Below are 20,484 nucleotides of genomic sequence, written 5' to 3' on the forward strand. Positions count from 1 at the left end.
GGCTGCGGCAATTCCACCATCATGCCTGCTCTCTGTTACCTTCGTTTAACTTACTCTTCCCAGTCATCATCTTTAAATGTTTAATTTATACACAGTATACCCCTAAACACCAAAAGATTCAACACCTTTTTGAAAATATTTATGTAAATTTAAATGGTTTTAAGTTAAACTTGAGGATGGACATTTATAAGCGTGATCGTTATAATACTATAATAACCAATCATTACTATAAAGGAGTGATCATATTGGATCTACACTTTTTAATCGGCCCATTGGTCGGCGCCGTTATTGGTCTTATCACCAATGGCATTGCCATACGCATGCTGTTCCGGCCACTGAAGCCAGTCAAATTTTGGGGCTGGACCCTTCCCTTCACACCCGGGATTATTCCAAAGGAAAAACCGCGAATAGCAAAATCCGTAGGTGCTGTCATCGGCTCTACACTTGTAAATGAAGAGGTTCTGAGCCGCGGCCTTTTGTCACCGGAAATGGACGCTAAAATCAGCGGTTATATTGATAACAAAATTGAAACCTACAAAGACAGCCCCATGACCATTCGCGAAGTTATCATTCATTATACTGACGAAGAAAAAACCGAAGCGCTGGCAAATACCACCACTGAAAAAGCAACTGCCCTGCTTTACCGTAAGGTATGCCAGATGGATGTCGGCGATATAATCGCTGATGCGGCCATGGAAGAAATCAAAAACAATTCGCTTTTTTCAGCTTTTTCTTTTATGGTCAGTGACAATACCATGATTGGTATCCGTGAAAAGCTCAAGGAGACAATCAACAATATGGTCTTTGAACGCGGCGAGGAAATAATCGGTAATCTGGTAAACCGCGAAAGCCATGAAATACTGGATTACAGTCTGGCTGAGCTCTATGAACGCTTTGGCTCAAGTGTGCCAAAAGTAAAGGAAAGTCTGCTTAAAGCCTATCATAATATGGTTGAAAATAACCTGTCCAAGGCGCTCGCCGCTCTGGATATTCCCCAGCTGGTAGAAGATCAGATCAATGGCTTCGATGTTCTGGAGATGGAAAAAATCATTCTGAGCATCATGAAAAAAGAACTAAACGCCATTATATGGCTCGGCGGTCTGTTGGGTATGATTATGGGCTTAATTATGAATTTCTTCTAAAAGCAATAAAAACGATTCTGAAAATGGTCAGAATCGTTTTTTATTGCTTTATTTTTTCTCAAAAGGGTATTTTAAAAGAAAAACCTTAAGGAGTGATCTCAATTATAAAAGCCATCAAAAATTTCTTTAAAGCATTGCCGAAAGCCTTACCCGCCATCGTTTTCGGTTTGTTACTTATGGGGTCTGTTATTCTGCTCTTCGGCCGGAGCAACGCGGTTATCGCTCTTGTTTTTCTTTTATACACCCAGACAATGGTTAAAAACTGCCTGTCCATTGTTAATATGCTGCTTGACGCCCTGTGGCTGGTTGGTTACGCCATTTTAGGAACTCTGGTTTCTATGCATTTTGCCACATTGATTATTTTTGGTTTTATACTGATTTTTTTCCTGATCTATGCCGATGCCAATGAGTTTCTAAAAACAAATTACTATATTCCCGGCATGGCCTTTATCCTTATGCAGATCAGCCCGGGAACACTGGCAGCACTTCCGATTCGTATTCTGGCCCTTCTTTACTGCCTGGCTGTCTGTACCGGAATAACGCTTCTGCTGCAAAAACGGCAAAAAACACCAGCCGTTGATCCTCTTATACAGGAAGCGCTCGCCTGCGCAGGAACTGGATTTAAATTATTGGGCCAAAAAATCAAAAAGGAAGATGAAGCAATCGATAAAAAGCTGGACGCCCTTTCCCAGAAGCTGAGCAGCAATATTTATCCCGCTGTTTTCAGACAAATGGGGTTGATGAACGGCAGACAGAAATATACTTATGGTTTAATGCTCTGCCTCGAACAACTGGGACAAGTACTCCAGGCTATCGGCGCAGCTTCACAAGAGCTTCCCACCAGTGATCAGGCTCAATTCTCTGTTTTGGGGGATCGAATGGAAAAAGCAGAAGATCCCCAATTATTAGCAGCTGATCTGCAGGCATTTCTAAAAAGGCCATCCCTAACCGAAAATCGCCTGAATCGGGAGCTTCTGTTGATTCTTGAGACACTTCGGGACCGTCTGCTGGATGACAGTCACCGCACAGATCTTAACACTTCCATTAAAGAGGGGCTTCGTTACAAGTCCTTCAGCCTGCGCCGCCGGTTCAGTCTCGATTTTTTTCAGATGCGTTTCGCACTGCAGACCGCTGTGATTGTCACTGCCTGTACTGCTGTCGCACACTATATTCCGTATTGGTTCAATATTCCGCTCAATGAGTGGCATGGCTACTGGATACCGCTTATGGGGTATTTATCTGCCAGTATCTATATCCGCGACACACTGAGAAAAGCAGCCTTTAAGGTTACAGGCACCATTCTGGGAATGATTTTCTTTGTTCTTGTTACACAGTATATCCCAGCGTCCATCCGCCTGCCGCTTACCGTCGCTATTGGTCTGGTTTTTATGCTGACCATAAAAAGCTCGATTGTCAGTACCATGATCAGTACACAAATGACCTCCGTTATGTTTTTGCCACAACTGGGCGTCATGGACCTGGTATTATTCCGGGTTTTCTGTGTTATTGGAGGTGTCTCCATCGCAGTACTTGGAGGAATCTTTATCTTCAGAACACGCAAACAGGACGTCTTTCGATATGAGCTCACCAGCCTTTTTAAATCGGATTTGTTTATTCTCTATAATCTGTGGAATCTTGCAGAAAAGCAGGAAGCCGGTCCTTTGCTTTATGAGAACCTTCTGAACCTCCACCTGGTCGGCGGACAGCTGGAAAGTTTATCAGGGCAGCAGAAGCTTGTTCCAGCAAAGGTCTTTGAAAAAATAATGAATAAAAACCGGCACTTTTTGGCAGTGGCTGTTCATCTAAGCATGTACTTGAGTGTAAAGGGAATCTCTCCAAAGCAATGGCAGCACGTAAAAGATGAAATTCATGAAGCTGGCGAAACGCTTCAAAAAACTTTTGATACAACCAAGAACAACACAGAAAAAAGCAGTCAGGGTTGAATCCTTTCTCAAAAACAGCTATAATAAAACGGAATCAAACATGGGGAGCTTGCTGCAGCGGGCTGAGAGGAGGCTATGTCGCTTCGACCCACAACCTGATTTGGATAATGCCAACGCAGGGACAGTATCGCATTTTGGGGGTATGCCGCCGCGTGGGCCTATCCCATTTTTGTTTATCTGGAGGCTTCTAACATGGAAAAAAATCATGTGCGGAAATTGACAATGGCAGGGATTCTTATCGCAGTAGGTGTCGTCTGCTCTCCCTTTAGTATTCCTCTTGGAGCGGCACGGTGTTTTCCTGTTCAGCATATGGTTAATATTCTCTCCGCGGTGTTCCTTGGTCCCTTTTATGGTGTTTCAATGGCTTTTATTACGAGTCTTATACGAGTGATGCTTGGAACCGGCAGTCTGCTGGCATTTCCCGGCAGCATGTGTGGTGCTTTGATTTGCGGACTGGTTTTTCGTTACACTAAAAAGCTGACACTAACTTATCTGGGTGAGCTTTTTGGAACCAGTATCCTTGGCGCCCTCGCAGCGTACCCGGTTGCGACAATGGTCATGGGAAAAGAGGCGGCTTTATTCGCTTATGTCGTCCCCTTCTTTATCAGCTGTATCGGCGGCGTGGTCTTGGGCGCTGTTTTAGTGACGGCTGTTCAGAAGACCGGTGTTATGAAGCATCTTTTAGATAATAAAACAGACATCACATTGCGGTGAAACCCGTCATTTCGCTGCACACGCTGTTATTGCAGAACTTTATACCTGTTGCCGGGACCTGTAAAGGTCTCTTTTTTTATACACTCACCTCTTTTTCCTTGAGCGCTTCAAAAGTTTCCAGGCTTAGAACATGCTCCAAACGGCAGGCATCCCGCTCAGCTGTCTTGGCCGATATGCCAAGAAAATAAACCAGGAAGTCGCGAATACGTAAATACCTTTCGTAAATATTCAAAGCTTCTTTAAGCCCCATTTCCGTTAAACAGACATTGTTGTTTTCCACTCTCACCAGTTTATTCGCTTCTAAAAGCTTAACCATATAGCTGACGCTGGCTTTTGTAAAGCCAAGAAAATCTGCAATATCCGTTTTTCTTACCTTGTCGAGCCTTTGATGAAGAACCAGAATTGCCTTAAGATAATTCTCGCCCGCTGAATAATTTGTCATGGACATTCTCTCCTCATTACTATATTTGAGTGAATTCATTCACTTATAGAATAACCCAGCTTCTTTTTATTGTCAAGAAAAAAATGAATGCATTCACTCGTCAAAAAAACAAAAAACCACTCAGTTTTTACCAAGTGGTTCCTCAAGATTTTTTATTCTCTTTTATTCCAAGCTAAGAGGCGTTCAGGATCATCTATTTTCAAAAGATCGACCAGCATTTTTCGAATAAAAATAACGAAGTGATGAATATAATCTTCAATATTTTCAGCCGGAATCTCTTCATGAAAGGTATGCAGCATGCCAAAAACAATAAATCTTGTAGTGGTCTCTAGGTTCTCACAGTGAAACTCACCCTCCTGAATTCCCTGTTCCATAACCGGAATCAGATTTTCGACCATTTTGGCTGCAACCTTGTCAATTCGGCTGGTTCTTATCTCAGTCGTTTCGTGATAATTAGCCTCAAATTCTTTATGCCTCAGCGTATAATCAAAAAGATCCTTGATAAAGTAATTGAGTTTATCAACCGCAGACATACCGGGTTCCATTGGTATCTGGGTCTGCTGGAGGGATTCGCTGGCATAAAGCTCGCAGGCGGCCTCAAAAATCTCTGTTTTGGATTTAAAATAACGGTAGCATAATCCTACAGACACATTCATCTGCGCAGCGATATCCTGAATGGTTGTGTTCTCAAAACCTTTTTTAGAGAACAGCAAAAAGGCCGTTCGGATAATTTCCTGCCGCCGCTCCATTGGTTTTTTGGATATACGTGGCCGTGTCGGGCTGTTTGGCGCGTTTCCTCTATGATTATGCGTATGGTTTCGACGTTGTGACATAATAAGCCTCCGGTAATATCAGTGAATAAATTCATTATTGCCGACTTGCACGACTTTGTCAAGATTTTTGACTGCCGCTATTTTATCTTATCGATCAGGTTAAATAAAGATCGTATTTCTCTTATTTGTGGTATAATGCTCTCATTGCAGCTGTATTTTCGATCTTTGGCCTGTTTTATAATAAAGGGCGTGGAAAAGGCGCCTTTGTTTTCCTTTGACTGCAAATCTATTTGGTTTTTTCCACTTTCTGTTTATTCAGTTTTATTGATATGCCTCTGTTTTCTGCCATGGTCTGAAAGAGCTGTACTGCCTGCCGGGCTTTTTCCTTGAGCGCTCCCTCTGGATTAATTTCATCTTTTATTTGCGTCAGCACAAGCTTTATGTCCTCAAGCTCTAAAAGATTCACAGCAGGACAGAAAAAGGTTTTCCGTCTGCCGTCGTTATAATGCGTTAAAAGGCAGCTCAAAATTTCGATTTTTTCGTTCAGCATTGTCTTGTAGCTTTCCAGGCCTTCCTGCTCAGCCCTTTGAAAGTCCTTTAAGACATGACGATAGGTAATAAAGCTGTCATAAGGATTCAATGTCTCATATCGCTCGCAGGGATAGCTGCTGCATTGAAAGCAAAATTCAATATGATCATGCTCCTGGCTGCATCTTTTTACCGCACAGGAGTGATGACCTTTGCCGCCGCAGCCTGGGCAGCCGGCTCCCTCTACGTGGTACATCGGGCACAGCCCGCAGTTAAGACCGCACAGAGAAAACTGCGGATATACCCGTTCGTTTTTTTTCATTAAATTTTCTCCTTAGGCTTTTTCTCAGGCCGGCTCATATTCCAGCACCGTTTAAATTCTCAGCTGTTTCGGTGTCAACCCTGTATATTCTGGAAGAACCTCCCCAGGGATGGTAGCCGGTTCCGATGTATTCGTAGCCATAGCGTTCGTAAAAACCAACATGATCAGTACAGATATAAACATAAGAATAACCGGCCTTTCCAGCATCTTCACGCGCGCGTTCGAGCAGACGGGCGGCGTAAGCATTCCCTCTGTAGGATGCTTCAATATAAAGAGCGCACACCCAGGGCCATAGATCCATTCGGCTTACAAAATCGTTGGTAATCAAACCGGCTCCGCCGATAATCGTATCGCCGTCCAGCAGAAGATACCAACGTGGCAGTGGTGATTCTGTTGTAAGCCCATGGACAATACAATCCTCATATATCATTTTGTTAGCATCTGTTCCCCACCGATTTTGAAAAAAATCAATGGCGGCCTGTGTATAGATGGGCTCTTCCCTTAATGATATGACCTTCATGCCTCTACCTCCTGTTTATCAATTACCCCTATCTTAACATAGAAAAGGGCCCGGAACAAACACCCGTGCCTCTTATCTTCGTATTTTTTATCTGGATTCCTGCGGACCAGCGTGCTTGTGCTGGGACAATGGCATTACGTGTATATTGCTTCGCTGCTCGTTTTCTGCCCAGTAAATGTCATCCGCAACCTTTGCCTCAGGATTAAAGGTGACGCCTTCAAAAATATGCTTGATAAATTCTTTATAGCCCACACGGTCAATAAGATGCCCGCCATGAAGATACTCTGGTTTATAATCCAGCGCCCAGGCCGAAAACTTCTGCCAGTTGGCAAACATTCCCAAGACGACATCCTCGGTTACCCAGTTCATAAAAAGCTTTCCTGAGCGGGGACTCTGCTTGCCGGTACGGCCACCCAGGGTAACACGGTATAATTTTTGAGGATCTCTTGTCCAAGCGCTAGTAGGACAGATCAGTGTGCACTCTCCACATCCGACGCAGCAGCAGGCGTCTTTATCTATCTTCCCGTCTTTATTGAGCGTAAGCACACCGGTAGCGTGGCTCTGACAGGCATCTACGCAGGAGCCACAGCCTATACACCGGTCATAGTCATAGATCTGCTTATTAACACCCATAATGCCAAAATCATTAAAATTAGCTTTTACGCAGTCGTTGGGGCATCCCGCAACAGCGACCTTTATATGATAATGGGATGGAAAGATCAGCTTTTCAATTTTCTTTGCAAGCTCATAGGTATTGGCGTTTCCTTTTATACAGTGCGTGTTTCCAATACACGCCATAACATTACGCGCCCCAATGGTGGGGTAACCATAATTATCCGATTCCATTTCGCAATCACAGATTTTTATATCAACCTCTTCAATATAAGCCTGGATATAGCGATTGACCTCTGGAATATTGTCATATTTGACACCCGGGATATCCAGGGTCTGGCGGGTTCCCATATGAAAGGAGCCATTTCCCCAGCGCTCGCAGATTTCTGCCACTGCCTTAAGATGCTTCGCCTCGATAACCGCACCGGGCACGCGCATCTGCAGCATAAATTCGCCGGGTACCTTAGATTGCCTGAAACAGTTTGTCCGTACTTTTTTCACATCAATATCATGGTTCATCTTTGCCTCTCCTTTCACTAATCCACCAGGTACTTGGCCTGCGAATAATTGAATACCGGGCCATCCAGACAAACATAGACCTCGTCAATCCGGCAGTGCCCACATTTTCCTACTGCGCAGGACATACGGCGTTCGAAGGAAAGCCAGATTTTCTCATCCGGCACACTGTTTTTGACACACTCAATGCCTGTAAATTTCATCATTGGCGGCGGCCCTACAAGCACCACCGCATAATTGCCGTTAAATTCAGAAAAAGGCACCTGCGAGACAAACTCTGTCACAAAACCCTTATGCCAGCCATCTATTTTTTCGTTATCGAGGGTATAAAGGGTCGAAAAGGATTGACGCCAGCTTTCCAATTCCTGGCGAAAAACAATTCCCGCTTCATTTTTAAACCCGCAGATCAAGTTCACGCTCTCAACATAATCTGGATTTTCCATAAAAAAATGAAGCATGCTGCGGACCGGTGCCAGACCAGTTCCACCTGTAATAACGACCATATGCTTTCCTTTAAACTGTTCAACCGGCCAGCCATTGCCATAAGCGCCGCGGAGGAACAGCTCATCACCTGGCTGTTTTTCAAAGATTTCATCGGTAACCTTTCCCACAGAGCGTATCGTGAAGTCCAGCCAGCCATCACCAAAAGAACTCACGGAAATGGGAGCTTCACCGATTTTGGGAAGCGAGAGCTGAAAAAACTGCCCATGCCTGGGCAGAATATCGGTTTCTACCCTAAAGGTATACTCATGTTGGCTTTCCTGTTTGATATTTATGATTTTACAGGCCTGCGGCTGCATAATATTTACCATTTTAACGTACCTCCTGTGCTTTTGCTTCAATTTGTATCTCATCAATAGCCTGGGACATCTTGTTAACTGTAGCTGTGATGGAAATAAATTCTGGACAGCGGCTGATACAGCGCCCGCAGCCTACACACATATGGTAGTCCTTAAACCGTGCCTTATAATCGTGAAATTTGTGCAGCACCTTATAGCGCATGCGGTCACCGGCGGTTGGCCTGAAGGACATGCCCCCAGCCATATCGGTAAAGCCACTGATCTGACAGGAGGCAGCGGTACGCTTCCTTTCTCCGACATTCGTATTTTCATTGTAGATAACATCGGTTGTTGTAAAACAAGTGCAAGTACTGCAGGCTATCGTACATGCGCCGCAGGAAACGCAGCGCTTGTCAAATTCCTTCCACATGGGATGTACCTTCAGCTTTGACAAAACCTCCCGGTCATTAATCTCTGGTACTTCAAGCATCAGCTCATTTTCTTGGATAAATTCAGGTTTAAAATCACAGAGCGTGCAGCTCTCAAAATAAGGGGTCAGCTCCTCATCTTTGATTTCGAGGCTCAGGGTATTCTCTTCTGCACGCACAGCAGCAGAATAATCCTCTGTTTTGTTAGTCCCCATGCTCACACAGAAACAGGTATCCCATCCTTTTGCACATTCCATCAGAACAATTTTCACGTTCTCATTCATACGCTTATAGTAGCTGTCCTCAAATCCGCCATTTTGAAGATAAATTTTTTCCTGATGATACTTCGCATGAACATCGCAGGGACGCATAAAAATCAGCAGCTTTTTTGAACTTCCCCGACTTTCCATGAACGCATCCTCTGTAAAGTAGAACAACGATTCTGAAATAGGCGTTAATACCTCCTTGGCAGAAAAATCGGATTTTTCGTTGAATTCAATTTCCTCGACGCAGCTTACCTTATCGTAACGGATAATATCGGTATCCGAATATCGTCCTTTTCCGATAAAACGCTTAGGCGCCCAGATTTCATACTCTTTGTTCAGCGTGTCAAAAATACGGTTTGTCTCAGAAAAACTCAATGTATAACTCACTTTGAAAACCTCCTTGATTCAAAGAAATTTAACTTTTTACCATATTCCCAGAAAATGCTGCATCGCCAGGCTGACAAAGGTAATACCGATCCAGCAGCAAAGTCCCAGAAAAATTGGTTTTGCACCGGTTTTTACCAGTTTGACGATATTTGTGTTTAAGCCGATGGCGGCCATGGCAAGAACAATAAAAAACTTACTCAGCTCCTTGAGCGGGGTGAAAAATTCTATGGGAATACCGAAGAAGGAGGTCATTACTGTTGTAATGACCGAGGCCAGTATGAAGAACAGAATAAAAAACGGAAAGACTTGTTTAAAGCTTACCTTGCTGCCCTCGGCTTCCTCCTCCTTCCGTGTTCTCCAGAATGCCAGTACCAGTGTAATGGGGATAATAGCCAGGGTTCTTGTCAGCTTGACCGTAACAGCCTTATCCAAGGTAGCTGTCCCCAGCTGATACATGCTGTCCCAGGTAGCAGCAGCGGCGGTAACGGACGAGGTATCATTAATGGCTGTACCGGCGAACACACCAAAGGCTCCGCCATCAGTGGTTGAAAAGCCCAACATGGTGCCAAAGGCCGGAAAGAGAACTGCTGCCAGTACATTAAACAGAAAAATAACCGAAATGGCCTGAGCAACCTCTTCGTCATTGGCCTCAATTACCGGTGCAGTGGCCGCAATGGCAGACCCTCCGCAGATTGATGAGCCTACACCTACCAGCGTCGATATGTTTCCTGGTATCTTCAACGCCTTGTGCAGTACAAAGGCAAGGATCAGAGAGGTGGAAATTGTAGCGATGATGATGGGCAGAGACTGACGTCCTGTTTCAAGCACAACAGAAAGATTTAAGCCAAACCCAAGCAGAATAACTGCATACTGCAAAATTTTTTTTGAAACAAAAGTAATACCATCCTGTACGGGCTCTTTATTTTTTATTAAAAGCGTAATAACCATTCCTGCCAGAATTGAAATGACAGGACCTCCAATAACAGGAAACGCCTGCCCGGCAAACCATGCCGGTATGGCAATAACAAGGCAAAGCAGGATGCCTTTCCAGCTTTTCGTGATAAAATTCATATGTCTTTTTCCTCTTTCGTAAAATATGTTTTGGGCTATATTAAAAGGATATCACCTTTTAATGATAATGAAAAATTATTTATCTTTATACTATCATAAAATTATGTTATAGTTGTTTGAGAAAGTATAAGAAAGAAGGCCGAAATGTTAGATTTTAGAATCAATACTTTTTTAACAGTTTGCGAATATATGAATTATACCCGTGCAGCGGAAGCGCTTAACATAACACAGCCTGCTGTTTCACAGCATATTCATTTTATTGAGGAGGATTATGGTGTGCGCCTTTTTGAATTTCACGGCAAAAAGATGGCGCTCACACCTGAAGGTACTGTTTTGCATCACACAGCTTCTGCCATGAAGCATGATGACCTGATTTTGAGGGAACGTTTAAAAAACAGCCACCTCCATATCCGTTCTTTAAATTTTGGAGCAACCCTCACTATCGGTGAGTTTGTGGTAAGCAGTATTCTCTCACGATGTCTGGAGCAGTACCCCAAGGCACAAATTCGTGTCTCGGTGGATAATACCCAGTCCCTGCTCAAACAGCTGGATAATAATGATCTCGATTTTGCACTCATCGAAGGCTATTTTCCCAAAGACAATTACGATTATGCAGTCTACTCTACGGAACGCTTTATCGCCGTACAGAGCACAAAAGCCGAAGCGTTGCCTGACCCCTGCCCCATCGAAGCCCTGTTCTCAAAACCGTTGCTCGTGCGTGAGCCTGGTTCCGGCAGCCGAAACATACTCGAACAATATCTGAAGCTGAACAATTACGCCATTTCGGACTTTTCAAAAGTCATTGAGGTTAACAATGTCAATGCCTTAAAGGAAATGGCCGAAAAAAACTGCGGCATTACCTTTTTATACGAAGTGGCTGCCGGAAGGGAATTAACAGGCGGAACGCTGAAGGAAATTCCAATACACGGATTTGATATTACCCATGATTTTGCGTTTATCTGGAAAAAAGGCAGCATTTTTTCTAGAAATTACCGGGCACTTTCCGATTTTATGTCTGGAAAAAACAAGCGAATTGTTTTGGCGTCAGAGCTTTAAATCTGTTGTTTTTTCGATTAAAAGGGTAAATATAAAAATGTAAGCTTATCAAACCCTGAAACTAACGGAGGATTTTTATGAAAATTATTATTCAATGCAGTGTCTGCGGAAATAAAGTAGAGATTGATGAGAAGCCAAACAGTCTGGTCGATTTTAAAAAGGTTCTTGCGGATCACAAATTTTCCATTGACGAGGTGACGGTGGAAAACAACGCGCTAAAATCTATGATGATCCAATGTAAAAACTGCAACAAGGATCATATTGAATTAACCTTTTAAACTGAGAAAAAAGGCAGTAAGCTGATACATGAGCTTACTGCCTTTTTATTTGTTTTTGGGAATTGTCACCTCCGCTGTGGTTCCCATTCCGGGATGGCTCTCAATACTGAGTGTTCCAGCGCATTGGTAGGCAAGGCGGAAGCGTACATTTTCGATACCGATATGCTGTCTCTCATCCATGGCAAGAGTGACGGGATCAAAGCCCACCCCGTCATCTGACACTTTGATGATATAGCTCTCAGGCGTCTCTATTGTTTCGATCCAGATCGTGCCTCCCCTCTCTTTTTGGCAGATCCCATGCTTAACCGCATTTTCAACCAACGGCTGTACCGTTAAGGAGGGCAGCATAAAATCTGTCGCATTGATCGAATAAATGACTTGTATTTTTTCCTCAAACCGCATCTTTTCCAGTGAAAGATAGGTTTTTATATGATGCAGCTCTTTTTCAAAAAATACCAGGTTTTCCTGCGTAAGGGAATCGAGGTTGCCACGCAGATAATTCGCAAAGGCAATGGTTGCTTCCCCGGCCCTGTCAGGAGCCTCTCTGCACAGCTGGGCAATGGCGGTAAGCGAATTATACAAAAAATGAGGCTGAATCTGGCTCAGCATCATCGTAATACGATTTTGGGTGAGCTCCAGCTCTTTTTCCCGAAGCCGTTTACTTTGCTCTACCTGAATATTAACATAAATAATTAAAAGTGAAATGGTCGTTGCCGGATATGCCAGCGCAAGGCCGTTTCTGAAAATCTGCGCTGCAATGGCCAGAGCCGGTAAAATACCATAGGATAAAAGTGCAAAGGTATCCTTTATGCCAAGCTTCCTGCTATGCTTCAGAATGATTGCCATGTCTAAAAGAATAATAATGATGGGGTATATCTGAGTGATCCAATGCAGCGGGCTTCGCATAAAATAACCCGTTTCACTGAAATAAAAAAGCATATTATTAAACATTGAGATGACTACCAGCAAAATAGCTACAGCGCAGAAAACAGCAATCACCGGAACAATTTTACAGGATATTGCACTCCCCTTCTCATGGATATAGGTAACCATATACGCCGTAAATAAAGCAACGAGAAGATAGCCGAGACTAAATACAAAAAAGTTCGCCGCCTTCATTGCCCCTACCAGCGGGAGATGTCCTCCGCCGATCCAGATAAAAATGTCGCATCCCAAAATAAAAGCATTGACTGCCAGCATGTACAAAAATAAACGGTTAAGCTTTGTGTGCTCTTTACTGGCAATAATACAAATAATCAGCAAAACAGAAATAATGATGCTGAAGCCCTCAAGCGGAATGTTCGTAGCCATTAACAGGCCTCTTCGTTCCATTCTAAATTCCTTTCTGTCTTATACTGGGGGCGTCTTTTAAATACCCTTTTTTCGGTAAAACTTTTTCTCCATCATTTTTACAACCGCATCGCTGTCATTGTTGCTGATGGTCTGAGTTGCCGCCTCTTTTAAAGCGCGTGCCGCATTTTCGACTGCGTATGCGCGGTTAGCGAGCTTAAAGGTCGGCACATTCAGACTTGTGCTGCCAAAAGCTATAATCTGGTCCACCGAAAGGTCCTTTTTCATTTTCAGGATGGCATTCTCCCGGGTGGCCTCAGCACTGTAAATTTCCATAACCGTATAGCCCTCCGCGTCGTGGCTAGGCGTATTGATAATCGCGATGCGTTTACTGATGTCCAAAGCTTCAATTTTTTTGCGAATGCGGTCATTCACTGCTTCCTCATTGACCGAAGTAATGTTAACCGCCTGCTGACCCTGTGGCAGCCCGCTGAAAATGTAATTTTTATGACTTGTACGGCGAAGACGGTGATAAAAGCGCTCCTCAGCCGTATTTTTAAAATCGCCGTAATAAATATGCATGGTCTCATTAATGATGGCGTGTACAAAGCAGTTTCGACCCTCCTCCCGAAAAATGCGCTCAACGGCATCGCTTACCTCGCGGTCCATTGGCAGAGAAAAGGAGTAGGAACGGTCCTGGACATCATAAAGCACAGCGCCGTTCATTGCGATAACCGGCAGATTCAGGTTCAGGTTCTCCAGAATTGGCACCAGTGTTGCCGGAGTGCGGTCTGTGACGATGGTGAACCATTCGCCGTCATCAATCATTCGATTAATATGAAATTCTGCGTAAGAACTTATTTTTCCATCAGAATGCAGCAGGGTATTATCAAGCTCTGAAACAAAAAGCACACTCCGGTTACGGTGAACCGGCAGATGAAAAGCATTGACTGCCAAAGCAACCAGTATGCCGATAAGGGTGTCGATCATACGATAGGAGGCTATGATGTACGGCGCAGTATCGGGCGTCGCGGCAATGGTAGTTCCAAGAAATACGATGCAGGTAAACGCAGAGGCTGATGAATGATTGATCACCAACGTTACATAGATCAGCGGAATCATGCACAGCGCAACAATGGCAAACTGTACAGTAGGCCATGGCACATAGCTCCGCATGAACGTGAGAACCAGCATACCGGCAAGTCCACCGATCAATGTGCCAACGATCCGGTTAATGGCAATCTCTTTGGTATTTGACAGATACGGCTGCATACAGAGTATGGCCGTGATGGTCGAATATATCGGCACGCTCTCAGGCCGTATAAAGGTAATGAGCAGGCATATAAATACCGCCACTGCGGTTTTTACCATTCGCATGCCTACCTTTGGAAATTTATATTTCATTTATGGGCTCCCTTAACAATGATGTGAACAGCATACGGCATTTTAAAGATCCTGTCAAGTCTGCCGCAAAACTAAAAACGCCGGGGCAATCCCGGCGCTGTCAAGTCTTTATTTTTTATAGAGCTCTTTTTTCTTCAACCCGTTTTTCTTGGCCTCTGTAACCCACTGATGGTTCGCGGCTGCTATGTATATTTTTTTTGGAATTTTGGGCGTAACCAGCAGATCCTTTTCAAGCATCTGACCGTTTTTAACGGCCTCTGAAAGCTGAACCAGCCCATCATATACCGGACGCTTAGCTGAAAATTTCCAGGGAGCAGCAGCCATGCCGTGAAGAAAGGGCCCTCCGCCAATGCCAAGTCCTCCGCACCAGGTCAATTTTGCTCTTCGGCAAAAATGCGCTAAAATCTCCAGCGCAAAGCGGTTCTGATGTCCCTCCAGAAATCCAGAATTTACTAACCCGTAGACCCGGATGTCTGCCGGAGAATTCTTAAGCCTCTCTTCAAAATGGGTTAAAAAACGCAAAAAGCTGGCTGGCAGACTGTCCACATACAGTGGAAATGCAAAGACCAGCGCATCGCTGCTGCAAAGATCATCAAAAAAATCATCATCCCACAGGGACATGGACAAAAGCTCTGGCTCGCGCTCTGTTTTGACAAGCGGAATCAGCTCGTTAAGAATATAATTTGAAAAGCTGCCACGTTTTTTAGGGCTTGCATTAACCAGCGTTATCTTCATTCCAGAGCCTCCAATACGTTCTTAACTTCCTCAGGGGTTTTTACCATAATAACACGATAGCCCTGTGTGTTCAGGTTTAAGGCATTGGCTGAAACCAGTCCTCTGAAGGTTTCGGCCTCTTCCTCTGTAACATCCTCTCCATAGCCGATCACAGTCAGCTTAAGTCGGTCGGGATACCGGTCCTCGTGGTGCATTTCATCCCTGCGGATTGTAAAAAAAGGAAGAAGATAGCCTATATTTCGGTCCATCACATTTTTTATGAAGGCGCTGTACCCGCCATACTGTACTTTTGAGATGACGACCAGCTCATCGCAATCTGCGTAAAGCTTTCCGAGATCACCGTATCCATCCTTAAGGATACAGGTTCCCGGTGTTTTTACCCAGCAGCCAAAACAGCCAATACAATGTTTAATCCGATCATCCTCATTGGTAATTACCCGGATGTCTTTAACCGATAACGGGCAGATCGCCCTGAAAGCTTGCGCCGATAAATCTTGTATAATAACTTTCATACTGTTTCCTCTCACGGTTTGAATATGGAAGCATTATAACATATTTACGGTAATGGTGTCCCTTAAATTATGCTTTTAAATCCAATAGCTTCTGGACATAAGCAAGGAGAGGATCAAGGGTACTTCTGTCTTTAAAGTCAGTCTTTTTTCCATAACTTTCAATAAATTCCGCGTTTTCCTGAAGAGACTCAGGTTTTGATTTAAGCATTCTCATCATCATTGCCATCATTGCGCGGTGCGGCAGCGAAAGCTTGTCATAATCTATAGCACCCCGCAGGTGAAAAAACTTAAATTGTTTCCGTTCCTCACCGGTAAAATTTTCACTGAGGATTTTATCATAATTTGTATGCTTCGGATCGGCCAGACCAACCGTAAAAATGATGATTTCTTTATTCTGAGATGCCCCGCTTTTTTTCTTGAAATCCTTAAGGCCTTTAATGCCGCTGGCATAAAGACCGCCGCCAAAGATTAATATATCTTTGTCCATCAGACTTTCTGATTTTATTTTTTTTATGGAAACTGCCTGGCCGCCGAGGTCTTGTGCCAGCCACTGCGCATAGGCCTCAGTGCTTCCATATTCAGATCCGTAGATAATTGCGATTTTACTCATTTTATTTTTCGTTCCCTTCTGATAACCTCTGCCTTGTCCATTAATTTGATCAGTACACGGTCAAAAATTTCAAGTTCTTCATTGGTCAAAACCCCAAGAAAGGCCTCGACAAAAGCGTTGTTCTCCCCGCCTAATTCTGCCTCGTAGGCTTCGATTTTTTTCTTATTGGGTATAACCCTCATCGTTCGTCTGTCCTTTTCATCTTTAGCCAGCATGAGAAATCCTTTTTCCTGAAGCTTCATGGCGATTGCCTTGGCATTCTGGTGCGAGGTGTCCATCTCAGACGCCAGCTCAGATAAGGTCGGCGGCTCTGTGAAAAAAGTGATCAGATGAATGAGCAGGTACCATTGTTTGGTGGTCAGCTCACCCAGAAAATCAACGCTGTTTCCCATAACCTCCAAACGTGTTACCAATGAAAAAAGACTTCCAAAAACCCGAAACCGAGGGTCCATTGCATCCAGCTCTTCACGGTACATTTTGTCCTCCTTAATTTAGGTAATATATTATTTAATATATGTAGTGTATTACCTTTTGAAGTTTATGTCAAGCGTTGTAAGAAAAACTTAATCTTTATAATATTTAAGTTTAAGCTCTTTTCATCTTTCAAGTGCTATGATATGAAAAATAATTTATAATTGGAGAACACTATGAACCGCTATAATTTGCTGACACCTGTTTCTAATAAAACTTATGGAAATTTAACGCTTGTCCTCGTTTTTTTAATCACCCTTGTTCCTGTTTTCTCGATCTCGGTTTATGATCAGCCGTCTGCGGATGATTATGTCTACGGTTTGCTGACGCGGCAAACCTGGGATAACACCGGCTCTGTTTTTCAGACTTTGATGACTGCGTGGAATCAAATGATGCACTCTTATATGACTTGGGATGGTAATTTCTTTGCCACCTTTCTCGGGGCGCTGCAGCCCTCTGTTTTTGGCTTGTATCGCTGGGTCCCGGTCGTTATGGTATTGTCTGTTATCTTCAGTACCTTTTTTCTTTTGAAGATTTTGCTTGAAAATTATCTGAATGCGGATCGAAGCACTACACTCTCCATTGGCTGCGTACTTCTGATATTGGAGCTTCAATTTTTACCTTCAGCTGTTCAGGGATTATACTGGTTTGACGGTGCTGTTTCCTATACTTTTGTTTACGCCATGTCCCTGGTCCTTTTTGGCCTGCTGCTTGTTTTCTATCAAAAAAGACCCGTTCGGCATAAATATCTGGCCCTCGCCGGCGCATGCACTCTTGGTTTTCTTATTTCCGGAGGCAACTTTGTGGTTTCGCTGGTGAATCTTATACTTCTCGCGGCAATGAGCGGCATGCTCTGGTACCGAAAAAACACGCACAGCCTCGGCACTGTTATGGTTTTTCTTTTTTCAGCTGCCGGGATGCTGATTTCAGCTTTGGCACCCGGCAATGGAGTGCGGCAGGCCGATACCCTTAAAACTCTTGTGACGCAGCCATCGCCTGTTTCTGCTGTTTTACAGTCCTTTCAATCTGCCGGACAGTATTTTCTGCAGTGGACAACACTCCCGGTTGCGGCAGGTATTTTTTTCCTCTCTGTCCTTTTGGTCAAACTGGCGCGCAAAAGTCATTTTGCTTTCCGGTACCCCATTGCAGTGCTGGCTTTTGCATTCTGTGTCTTTGCAGCGGGATTTACGCCGCCTATTTACGCACTGGGTGCGGGAAGCCTGGTCTGGGAAACACGCATTATGAATGTTTTATATTTTAACTTTTTATGGCTCTGGACTTTTGTACTTTTTTATGTTTCAGGCTGGATATTCCACCACAGACAAAGGCGTAACCCTATTCAAGACTTATCCCAACGCAGCCGATTAAAAAAGCAAGTACCGCATCCGACATTTTATAGCTGTATTGCTCTGATCGTCGCTGTCCTGACTCTGCCGCTGGCTAAAACCCCAGTGACAAGCCTCAGCGCTCTACAGTCACTTTTTGACGGTTCAGCCGCACAATATGCCCTGGAGGCCAATGAACGAAATGAAATCTATCAGAATCAATCCATTAAACAGGCCGATGTACTTGCATATACGGTGAAACCTTATGTCCTGTATTACGATGATATCAAAACGGATAAAAACGATTGGCGAAACACCAGTGTTGCCAAATATTATAACAAAGATTCCGTTGCGATCCGCAATTAAAAAAGCATCAGGGCGTAACCCTGATGCTTTTGCATTTTATCGTTCGTTAATGGGAATGTACTCTCTGCGCTCGTGAACGTTTCTGTAAGCCGGACGGATAATTTTCCCGGCATTGAGAAGCTCCTCAAGACGGTGGGCGCTCCAGCCTGAAATACGTGCAATGGCAAAAATCGGCGTATAAAGCTCGGTGGGCAGCTCCAGCATATGATAAACAAAGCCACTGTAAAAGTCGACATTTGCGCTGACGCCTTTATACATCTTTCGTTCATCAGAAATAATAAGCGGCGCAAGGCGTTCAACGTTGGAATACAACGCAAACTCATCCATGCGGCCCTTTTCCTCTGCAAGGTTGCGGACAAACCTTTTAAAGACTTCGGCTCTTGGATCAGACTTTGAGTAAATGGCATGCCCCATACCATAGATAAGGCCAGCCTTATCAAAGGCTTCCTTGTGAAGAAGCTTTCTCAAATAAACACTGATTTCTTCCTCATCGTTCCAGTCATGGAGATTTTTCTTCATGTCTTCAAACATTTCACAGACCTTTATATTGGCCCCGCCATGCTTTGGTCCTTTTAGTGATCCCAGCGCCGCCGCAATGGCAGAATAGGTATCCGTACCCGATGAGGTGACCACATGGCAGGTAAATGTAGAGTTATTACCGCCACCATGCTCAGCATGCAGCACCAGGGCAATGTCAAGAATTCTGGCTTCAAGCTCAGTATATTTGCTGTCTGGTCTTAAAAGATGTAAAATGTTTTCGGCCGTAGAAAGCTCTGGCTGCGGTGAATGAATAAAAAGGCTCTGCCCCAGTTCATAATGACAGTAAGCCTGGTAACCGTATACTGCGAGCAGTGGAAACAGCGCGATCAGCTCCAGACTCTGACGCAGTACATTTGGGATGGACGTATCGCTGGCACGATCATCGTAGGAGTAAAGTGTCAGGACACTTCTGGCCAGTGTGTTCATCATATCCCGGCTGGGTGCTTTCATGATGATATCGCGGACAAAGCTTGTCGGCAATGTCCGATAATGCGACAATACCTTCACAAAAATATCCAGATCCTGTTTATTTGGCAGCTCGCCGAATAAAAGCAGATAGGTTGCTTCTTCAAATCCAAACCGTTTTTCCTTTACAAACCCCTTTACCAGATCCTGAACGTTTATCCCCCTGTAGTAAAGCTGTCCGTCACAGTTAATTCTCTGGTCACCATCCATAATAAAGGACATGATTTCAGAAATTTCTGTCAGGCCGGTGAGAACACCATTCCCATTCAAGTCACGCAGTCCCCTGTTTACCTGGTATTTATCGAATAATTCCGGATCAATATGATTATTTTTCTCTAATTTTTCAATATAGTCGAGCACTTCGGGTTTTTCTTCTGAAAATACATTTGTCATTTTTTCACTCTCCCTCGTCTATTTATCAGATTATAATGTATGTATTATAACCTTCAAACCTTAAAATAAGATAAAAAACAAAACAACAGATGAATTTTTATCTGTTGTTTTTGCATATTTCTTAAGATTTTATGAATTTTTTAAATTTTTACTTATAAATTTGAAAGACTATTTTAAAAATCTTTCAAACTTAGGGGTTTATTTTGATACTTTAAATCGCTAAATTTTTTCTTGCCTTAAAGTAAAATCTTTTATTTCTATTTTTCTTCTGTCATTCGTTCTTTGAGGGTTACGTGGACAGTATCTCCAGGCTGTTTTCCAATCTTTTCGCGGATATCTTTGCGAATCCCCAGGATATGACAAGGTGTTTTCATACGTACCAGACTTCCGTCATAAGGTTCGTTATCAAAAGTTGCATGCACTTTCACTCTTCCCTTCCCAAAAGTTTCTTTAACGTCGAATGGTATTTCAATATAAGCACCATTGATATTCGGTACCTTTTTTATTATTGCGTCAAACTCATACAATTCCTTCATTTTATCTCCTGAAAATAATTTTCTCTTGATATACATAAGCCAGAATTCCTTAGACAAAGT

General features: G+C 43.6%; 22 protein-coding genes, 1 riboswitch and 1 other annotated feature (1 of these 24 only partly in view). Of the genes, 6 read left to right on the forward strand and 16 right to left on the reverse strand.

The genetic code is table 11. The features are described 5' to 3' along the window. Positions 1-76: a binding site (T-box leader), on the reverse strand; it reaches 131 nt to the left of the window's first position. 169 nt (positions 77-245) lie between these two features. The 3 genes from I2B62_RS04560 (at position 246) to thiW (ending at position 3,799) form a co-directional block, all read left to right on the forward strand. Continuing rightward, positions 246-1,142, forward strand: a complete 897-nt coding sequence (locus I2B62_RS04560; RefSeq protein WP_195267769.1) for a DUF445 family protein — start codon at positions 246-248, stop codon at positions 1,140-1,142. Positions 1,143-1,318: 176 nt separating this feature from the next. After that, positions 1,319-3,085, forward strand: a complete 1,767-nt coding sequence (locus I2B62_RS04565; RefSeq protein WP_195267770.1) for an FUSC family protein — start codon at positions 1,319-1,321, stop codon at positions 3,083-3,085. A gap of 31 nt (positions 3,086-3,116) precedes the next feature. Continuing rightward, a riboswitch (TPP riboswitch) is annotated at positions 3,117-3,225 on the forward strand. Positions 3,226-3,277: 52 nt separating this feature from the next. After that, a complete protein-coding gene (gene thiW / locus I2B62_RS04570; RefSeq protein ID WP_195267771.1) occupies positions 3,278-3,799 on the forward strand; it encodes an energy coupling factor transporter S component ThiW in 522 nt (173 codons plus the stop codon). A 76-nt stretch (positions 3,800-3,875) separates the two neighbouring features. On the opposite strand, the gene I2B62_RS04575 is transcribed toward thiW, so the two are convergent. The 8 genes from I2B62_RS04575 to I2B62_RS04610 all read right to left on the reverse strand — a co-directional run bounded on the left by I2B62_RS04575 (position 3,876) and on the right by I2B62_RS04610 (position 10,443). After that, positions 3,876-4,241 (reverse strand): metal-dependent transcriptional regulator, encoded by a 366-nt coding sequence (locus I2B62_RS04575; RefSeq protein WP_195267772.1) that lies wholly within the window; start codon positions 4,239-4,241, stop codon positions 3,876-3,878. A 152-nt stretch (positions 4,242-4,393) separates the two neighbouring features. Further along, positions 4,394-5,074 (reverse strand): TetR/AcrR family transcriptional regulator, encoded by a 681-nt coding sequence (locus tag I2B62_RS04580; protein WP_195267773.1) that lies wholly within the window; start codon positions 5,072-5,074, stop codon positions 4,394-4,396. A 226-nt stretch (positions 5,075-5,300) separates the two neighbouring features. Next, the gene (locus I2B62_RS04585; RefSeq protein WP_195267774.1) at positions 5,301-5,864 is read right to left on the reverse strand and encodes a DUF3795 domain-containing protein; all 564 of its coding nucleotides are present in this window, start codon (positions 5,862-5,864) and stop codon (positions 5,301-5,303) included. A 34-nt stretch (positions 5,865-5,898) separates the two neighbouring features. Beyond that, positions 5,899-6,384: a GNAT family N-acetyltransferase gene (locus tag I2B62_RS04590; RefSeq protein ID WP_195267775.1), complete on the reverse strand. Its 486-nt coding sequence runs from the start codon at positions 6,382-6,384 to the stop codon at positions 5,899-5,901. An 87-nt stretch (positions 6,385-6,471) separates the two neighbouring features. Continuing rightward, positions 6,472-7,515: a sulfite reductase subunit C gene (gene asrC / locus I2B62_RS04595; RefSeq protein WP_195267776.1), complete on the reverse strand. Its 1,044-nt coding sequence runs from the start codon at positions 7,513-7,515 to the stop codon at positions 6,472-6,474. 17 nt (positions 7,516-7,532) lie between these two features. Then, positions 7,533-8,324, reverse strand: coding sequence for an anaerobic sulfite reductase subunit AsrB (asrB, locus tag I2B62_RS04600; protein WP_195267777.1), 792 nt, complete (start codon positions 8,322-8,324; stop codon positions 7,533-7,535). A gap of 1 nt (position 8,325) precedes the next feature. Continuing rightward, positions 8,326-9,372, reverse strand: coding sequence for an anaerobic sulfite reductase subunit AsrA (gene asrA, locus I2B62_RS04605; RefSeq protein ID WP_195267778.1), 1,047 nt, complete (start codon positions 9,370-9,372; stop codon positions 8,326-8,328). A 36-nt stretch (positions 9,373-9,408) separates the two neighbouring features. After that, on the reverse strand, positions 9,409-10,443 hold the full coding sequence (locus I2B62_RS04610; RefSeq protein ID WP_195267779.1) for a YeiH family protein: 1,035 nt from the start codon (positions 10,441-10,443) through the stop codon (positions 9,409-9,411). 144 nt (positions 10,444-10,587) lie between these two features. On the opposite strand from I2B62_RS04610, the gene I2B62_RS04615 reads away from it, so the two are divergent. Both I2B62_RS04615 and I2B62_RS04620 read left to right on the forward strand, forming a co-directional pair. Next, complete coding sequence (locus I2B62_RS04615) at positions 10,588-11,499, forward strand: LysR family transcriptional regulator (protein WP_195267780.1); 912 nt, start codon at positions 10,588-10,590, stop codon at positions 11,497-11,499. A gap of 77 nt (positions 11,500-11,576) precedes the next feature. Then, complete coding sequence (locus tag I2B62_RS04620) at positions 11,577-11,777, forward strand: hypothetical protein (RefSeq protein WP_195267781.1); 201 nt, start codon at positions 11,577-11,579, stop codon at positions 11,775-11,777. Positions 11,778-11,822: 45 nt separating this feature from the next. On the opposite strand, the gene I2B62_RS04625 is transcribed toward I2B62_RS04620, so the two are convergent. The 6 genes from I2B62_RS04625 to I2B62_RS04650 all read right to left on the reverse strand — a co-directional run bounded on the left by I2B62_RS04625 (position 11,823) and on the right by I2B62_RS04650 (position 16,804). Further along, positions 11,823-13,088 carry a histidine kinase gene (locus I2B62_RS04625; protein ID WP_195267782.1) on the reverse strand — a complete coding sequence of 422 codons (1,266 nt, stop codon included), beginning with the start codon at positions 13,086-13,088 and terminating at the stop codon, positions 11,823-11,825. A 57-nt stretch (positions 13,089-13,145) separates the two neighbouring features. Then, positions 13,146-14,471 carry an HAD hydrolase family protein gene (locus I2B62_RS04630; RefSeq protein ID WP_195267783.1) on the reverse strand — a complete coding sequence of 442 codons (1,326 nt, stop codon included), beginning with the start codon at positions 14,469-14,471 and terminating at the stop codon, positions 13,146-13,148. Between the two features lie 108 nt (positions 14,472-14,579). After that, positions 14,580-15,206: a hypothetical protein gene (locus tag I2B62_RS04635; RefSeq protein ID WP_195267784.1), complete on the reverse strand. Its 627-nt coding sequence runs from the start codon at positions 15,204-15,206 to the stop codon at positions 14,580-14,582. Beyond that, positions 15,203-15,718: an NAD(P)H-dependent oxidoreductase gene (locus I2B62_RS04640; RefSeq protein ID WP_195267785.1), complete on the reverse strand. Its 516-nt coding sequence runs from the start codon at positions 15,716-15,718 to the stop codon at positions 15,203-15,205. Before I2B62_RS04640 ends, I2B62_RS04635 begins: the two co-directional genes overlap by 4 nt. Positions 15,719-15,785: 67 nt before the next feature. Further along, a complete protein-coding gene (locus tag I2B62_RS04645) occupies positions 15,786-16,328 on the reverse strand; it encodes a flavodoxin domain-containing protein (RefSeq protein ID WP_195267786.1) in 543 nt (180 codons plus the stop codon). Then, positions 16,325-16,804, reverse strand: a complete 480-nt coding sequence (locus I2B62_RS04650; RefSeq protein ID WP_195267787.1) for a MarR family transcriptional regulator — start codon at positions 16,802-16,804, stop codon at positions 16,325-16,327. The genes I2B62_RS04645 and I2B62_RS04650 overlap by 4 nt, the downstream gene beginning before the upstream one ends. A gap of 171 nt (positions 16,805-16,975) precedes the next feature. On the opposite strand from I2B62_RS04650, the gene I2B62_RS04655 reads away from it, so the two are divergent. Further along, positions 16,976-18,490, forward strand: a complete 1,515-nt coding sequence (locus tag I2B62_RS04655; RefSeq protein WP_195267788.1) for a DUF6056 family protein — start codon at positions 16,976-16,978, stop codon at positions 18,488-18,490. A gap of 36 nt (positions 18,491-18,526) precedes the next feature. On the opposite strand, the gene I2B62_RS04660 is transcribed toward I2B62_RS04655, so the two are convergent. Together I2B62_RS04660 and I2B62_RS04665 are read right to left on the reverse strand one after the other, a co-directional pair. Next, positions 18,527-19,888 carry a citrate/2-methylcitrate synthase gene (locus I2B62_RS04660; protein WP_195267789.1) on the reverse strand — a complete coding sequence of 454 codons (1,362 nt, stop codon included), beginning with the start codon at positions 19,886-19,888 and terminating at the stop codon, positions 18,527-18,529. Between the two features lie 257 nt (positions 19,889-20,145). Continuing rightward, complete coding sequence (locus tag I2B62_RS04665) at positions 20,146-20,424, reverse strand: DUF1905 domain-containing protein (RefSeq protein WP_195267790.1); 279 nt, start codon at positions 20,422-20,424, stop codon at positions 20,146-20,148. Positions 20,425-20,484: the final 60 nt, after the last annotated feature.

Source organism: Eubacterium sp. 1001713B170207_170306_E7, assembly GCF_015547515.1.
Taxonomy (GTDB): domain Bacteria; phylum Bacillota; class Clostridia; order Eubacteriales; family Eubacteriaceae; genus Eubacterium.

What these genes read in the sequence shown, in the direction of transcription:
- I2B62_RS04565 (WP_195267770.1), top strand. Translation starts at nt 1,319, where the DNA reads ATGGGGTCTGTTATTCTGCTCTTCGGCCGGAGCAACGCGGTTATCGCT.
- thiW (WP_195267771.1), top strand. Translation starts at nt 3,278, where the DNA reads ATGGAAAAAAATCATGTGCGGAAATTGACAATGGCAGGGATTCTTATC.
- I2B62_RS04575 (WP_195267772.1), bottom strand. Translation starts at nt 4,241, where the DNA reads ATGACAAATTATTCAGCGGGCGAGAATTATCTTAAGGCAATTCTGGTT.
- I2B62_RS04580 (WP_195267773.1), bottom strand. Translation starts at nt 5,074, where the DNA reads ATGTCACAACGTCGAAACCATACGCATAATCATAGAGGAAACGCGCCA.
- I2B62_RS04585 (WP_195267774.1), bottom strand. Translation starts at nt 5,864, where the DNA reads ATGAAAAAAAACGAACGGGTATATCCGCAGTTTTCTCTGTGCGGTCTT.
- I2B62_RS04590 (WP_195267775.1), bottom strand. Translation starts at nt 6,384, where the DNA reads ATGAAGGTCATATCATTAAGGGAAGAGCCCATCTATACACAGGCCGCC.
- asrC (WP_195267776.1), bottom strand. Translation starts at nt 7,515, where the DNA reads ATGAACCATGATATTGATGTGAAAAAAGTACGGACAAACTGTTTCAGG.
- asrB (WP_195267777.1), bottom strand. Translation starts at nt 8,324, where the DNA reads ATGGTAAATATTATGCAGCCGCAGGCCTGTAAAATCATAAATATCAAA.
- I2B62_RS04610 (WP_195267779.1), bottom strand. Translation starts at nt 10,443, where the DNA reads ATGAATTTTATCACGAAAAGCTGGAAAGGCATCCTGCTTTGCCTTGTT.
- I2B62_RS04615 (WP_195267780.1), top strand. Translation starts at nt 10,588, where the DNA reads ATGTTAGATTTTAGAATCAATACTTTTTTAACAGTTTGCGAATATATG.
- I2B62_RS04620 (WP_195267781.1), top strand. Translation starts at nt 11,577, where the DNA reads ATGAAAATTATTATTCAATGCAGTGTCTGCGGAAATAAAGTAGAGATT.
- I2B62_RS04625 (WP_195267782.1), bottom strand. Translation starts at nt 13,088, where the DNA reads ATGGCTACGAACATTCCGCTTGAGGGCTTCAGCATCATTATTTCTGTT.
- I2B62_RS04630 (WP_195267783.1), bottom strand. Translation starts at nt 14,471, where the DNA reads ATGAAATATAAATTTCCAAAGGTAGGCATGCGAATGGTAAAAACCGCA.
- I2B62_RS04635 (WP_195267784.1), bottom strand. Translation starts at nt 15,206, where the DNA reads ATGAAGATAACGCTGGTTAATGCAAGCCCTAAAAAACGTGGCAGCTTT.
- I2B62_RS04640 (WP_195267785.1), bottom strand. Translation starts at nt 15,718, where the DNA reads ATGAAAGTTATTATACAAGATTTATCGGCGCAAGCTTTCAGGGCGATC.
- I2B62_RS04645 (WP_195267786.1), bottom strand. Translation starts at nt 16,328, where the DNA reads ATGAGTAAAATCGCAATTATCTACGGATCTGAATATGGAAGCACTGAG.
- I2B62_RS04650 (WP_195267787.1), bottom strand. Translation starts at nt 16,804, where the DNA reads ATGTACCGTGAAGAGCTGGATGCAATGGACCCTCGGTTTCGGGTTTTT.
- I2B62_RS04655 (WP_195267788.1), top strand. Translation starts at nt 16,976, where the DNA reads ATGAACCGCTATAATTTGCTGACACCTGTTTCTAATAAAACTTATGGA.
- I2B62_RS04660 (WP_195267789.1), bottom strand. Translation starts at nt 19,888, where the DNA reads ATGACAAATGTATTTTCAGAAGAAAAACCCGAAGTGCTCGACTATATT.
- I2B62_RS04665 (WP_195267790.1), bottom strand. Translation starts at nt 20,424, where the DNA reads ATGAAGGAATTGTATGAGTTTGACGCAATAATAAAAAAGGTACCGAAT.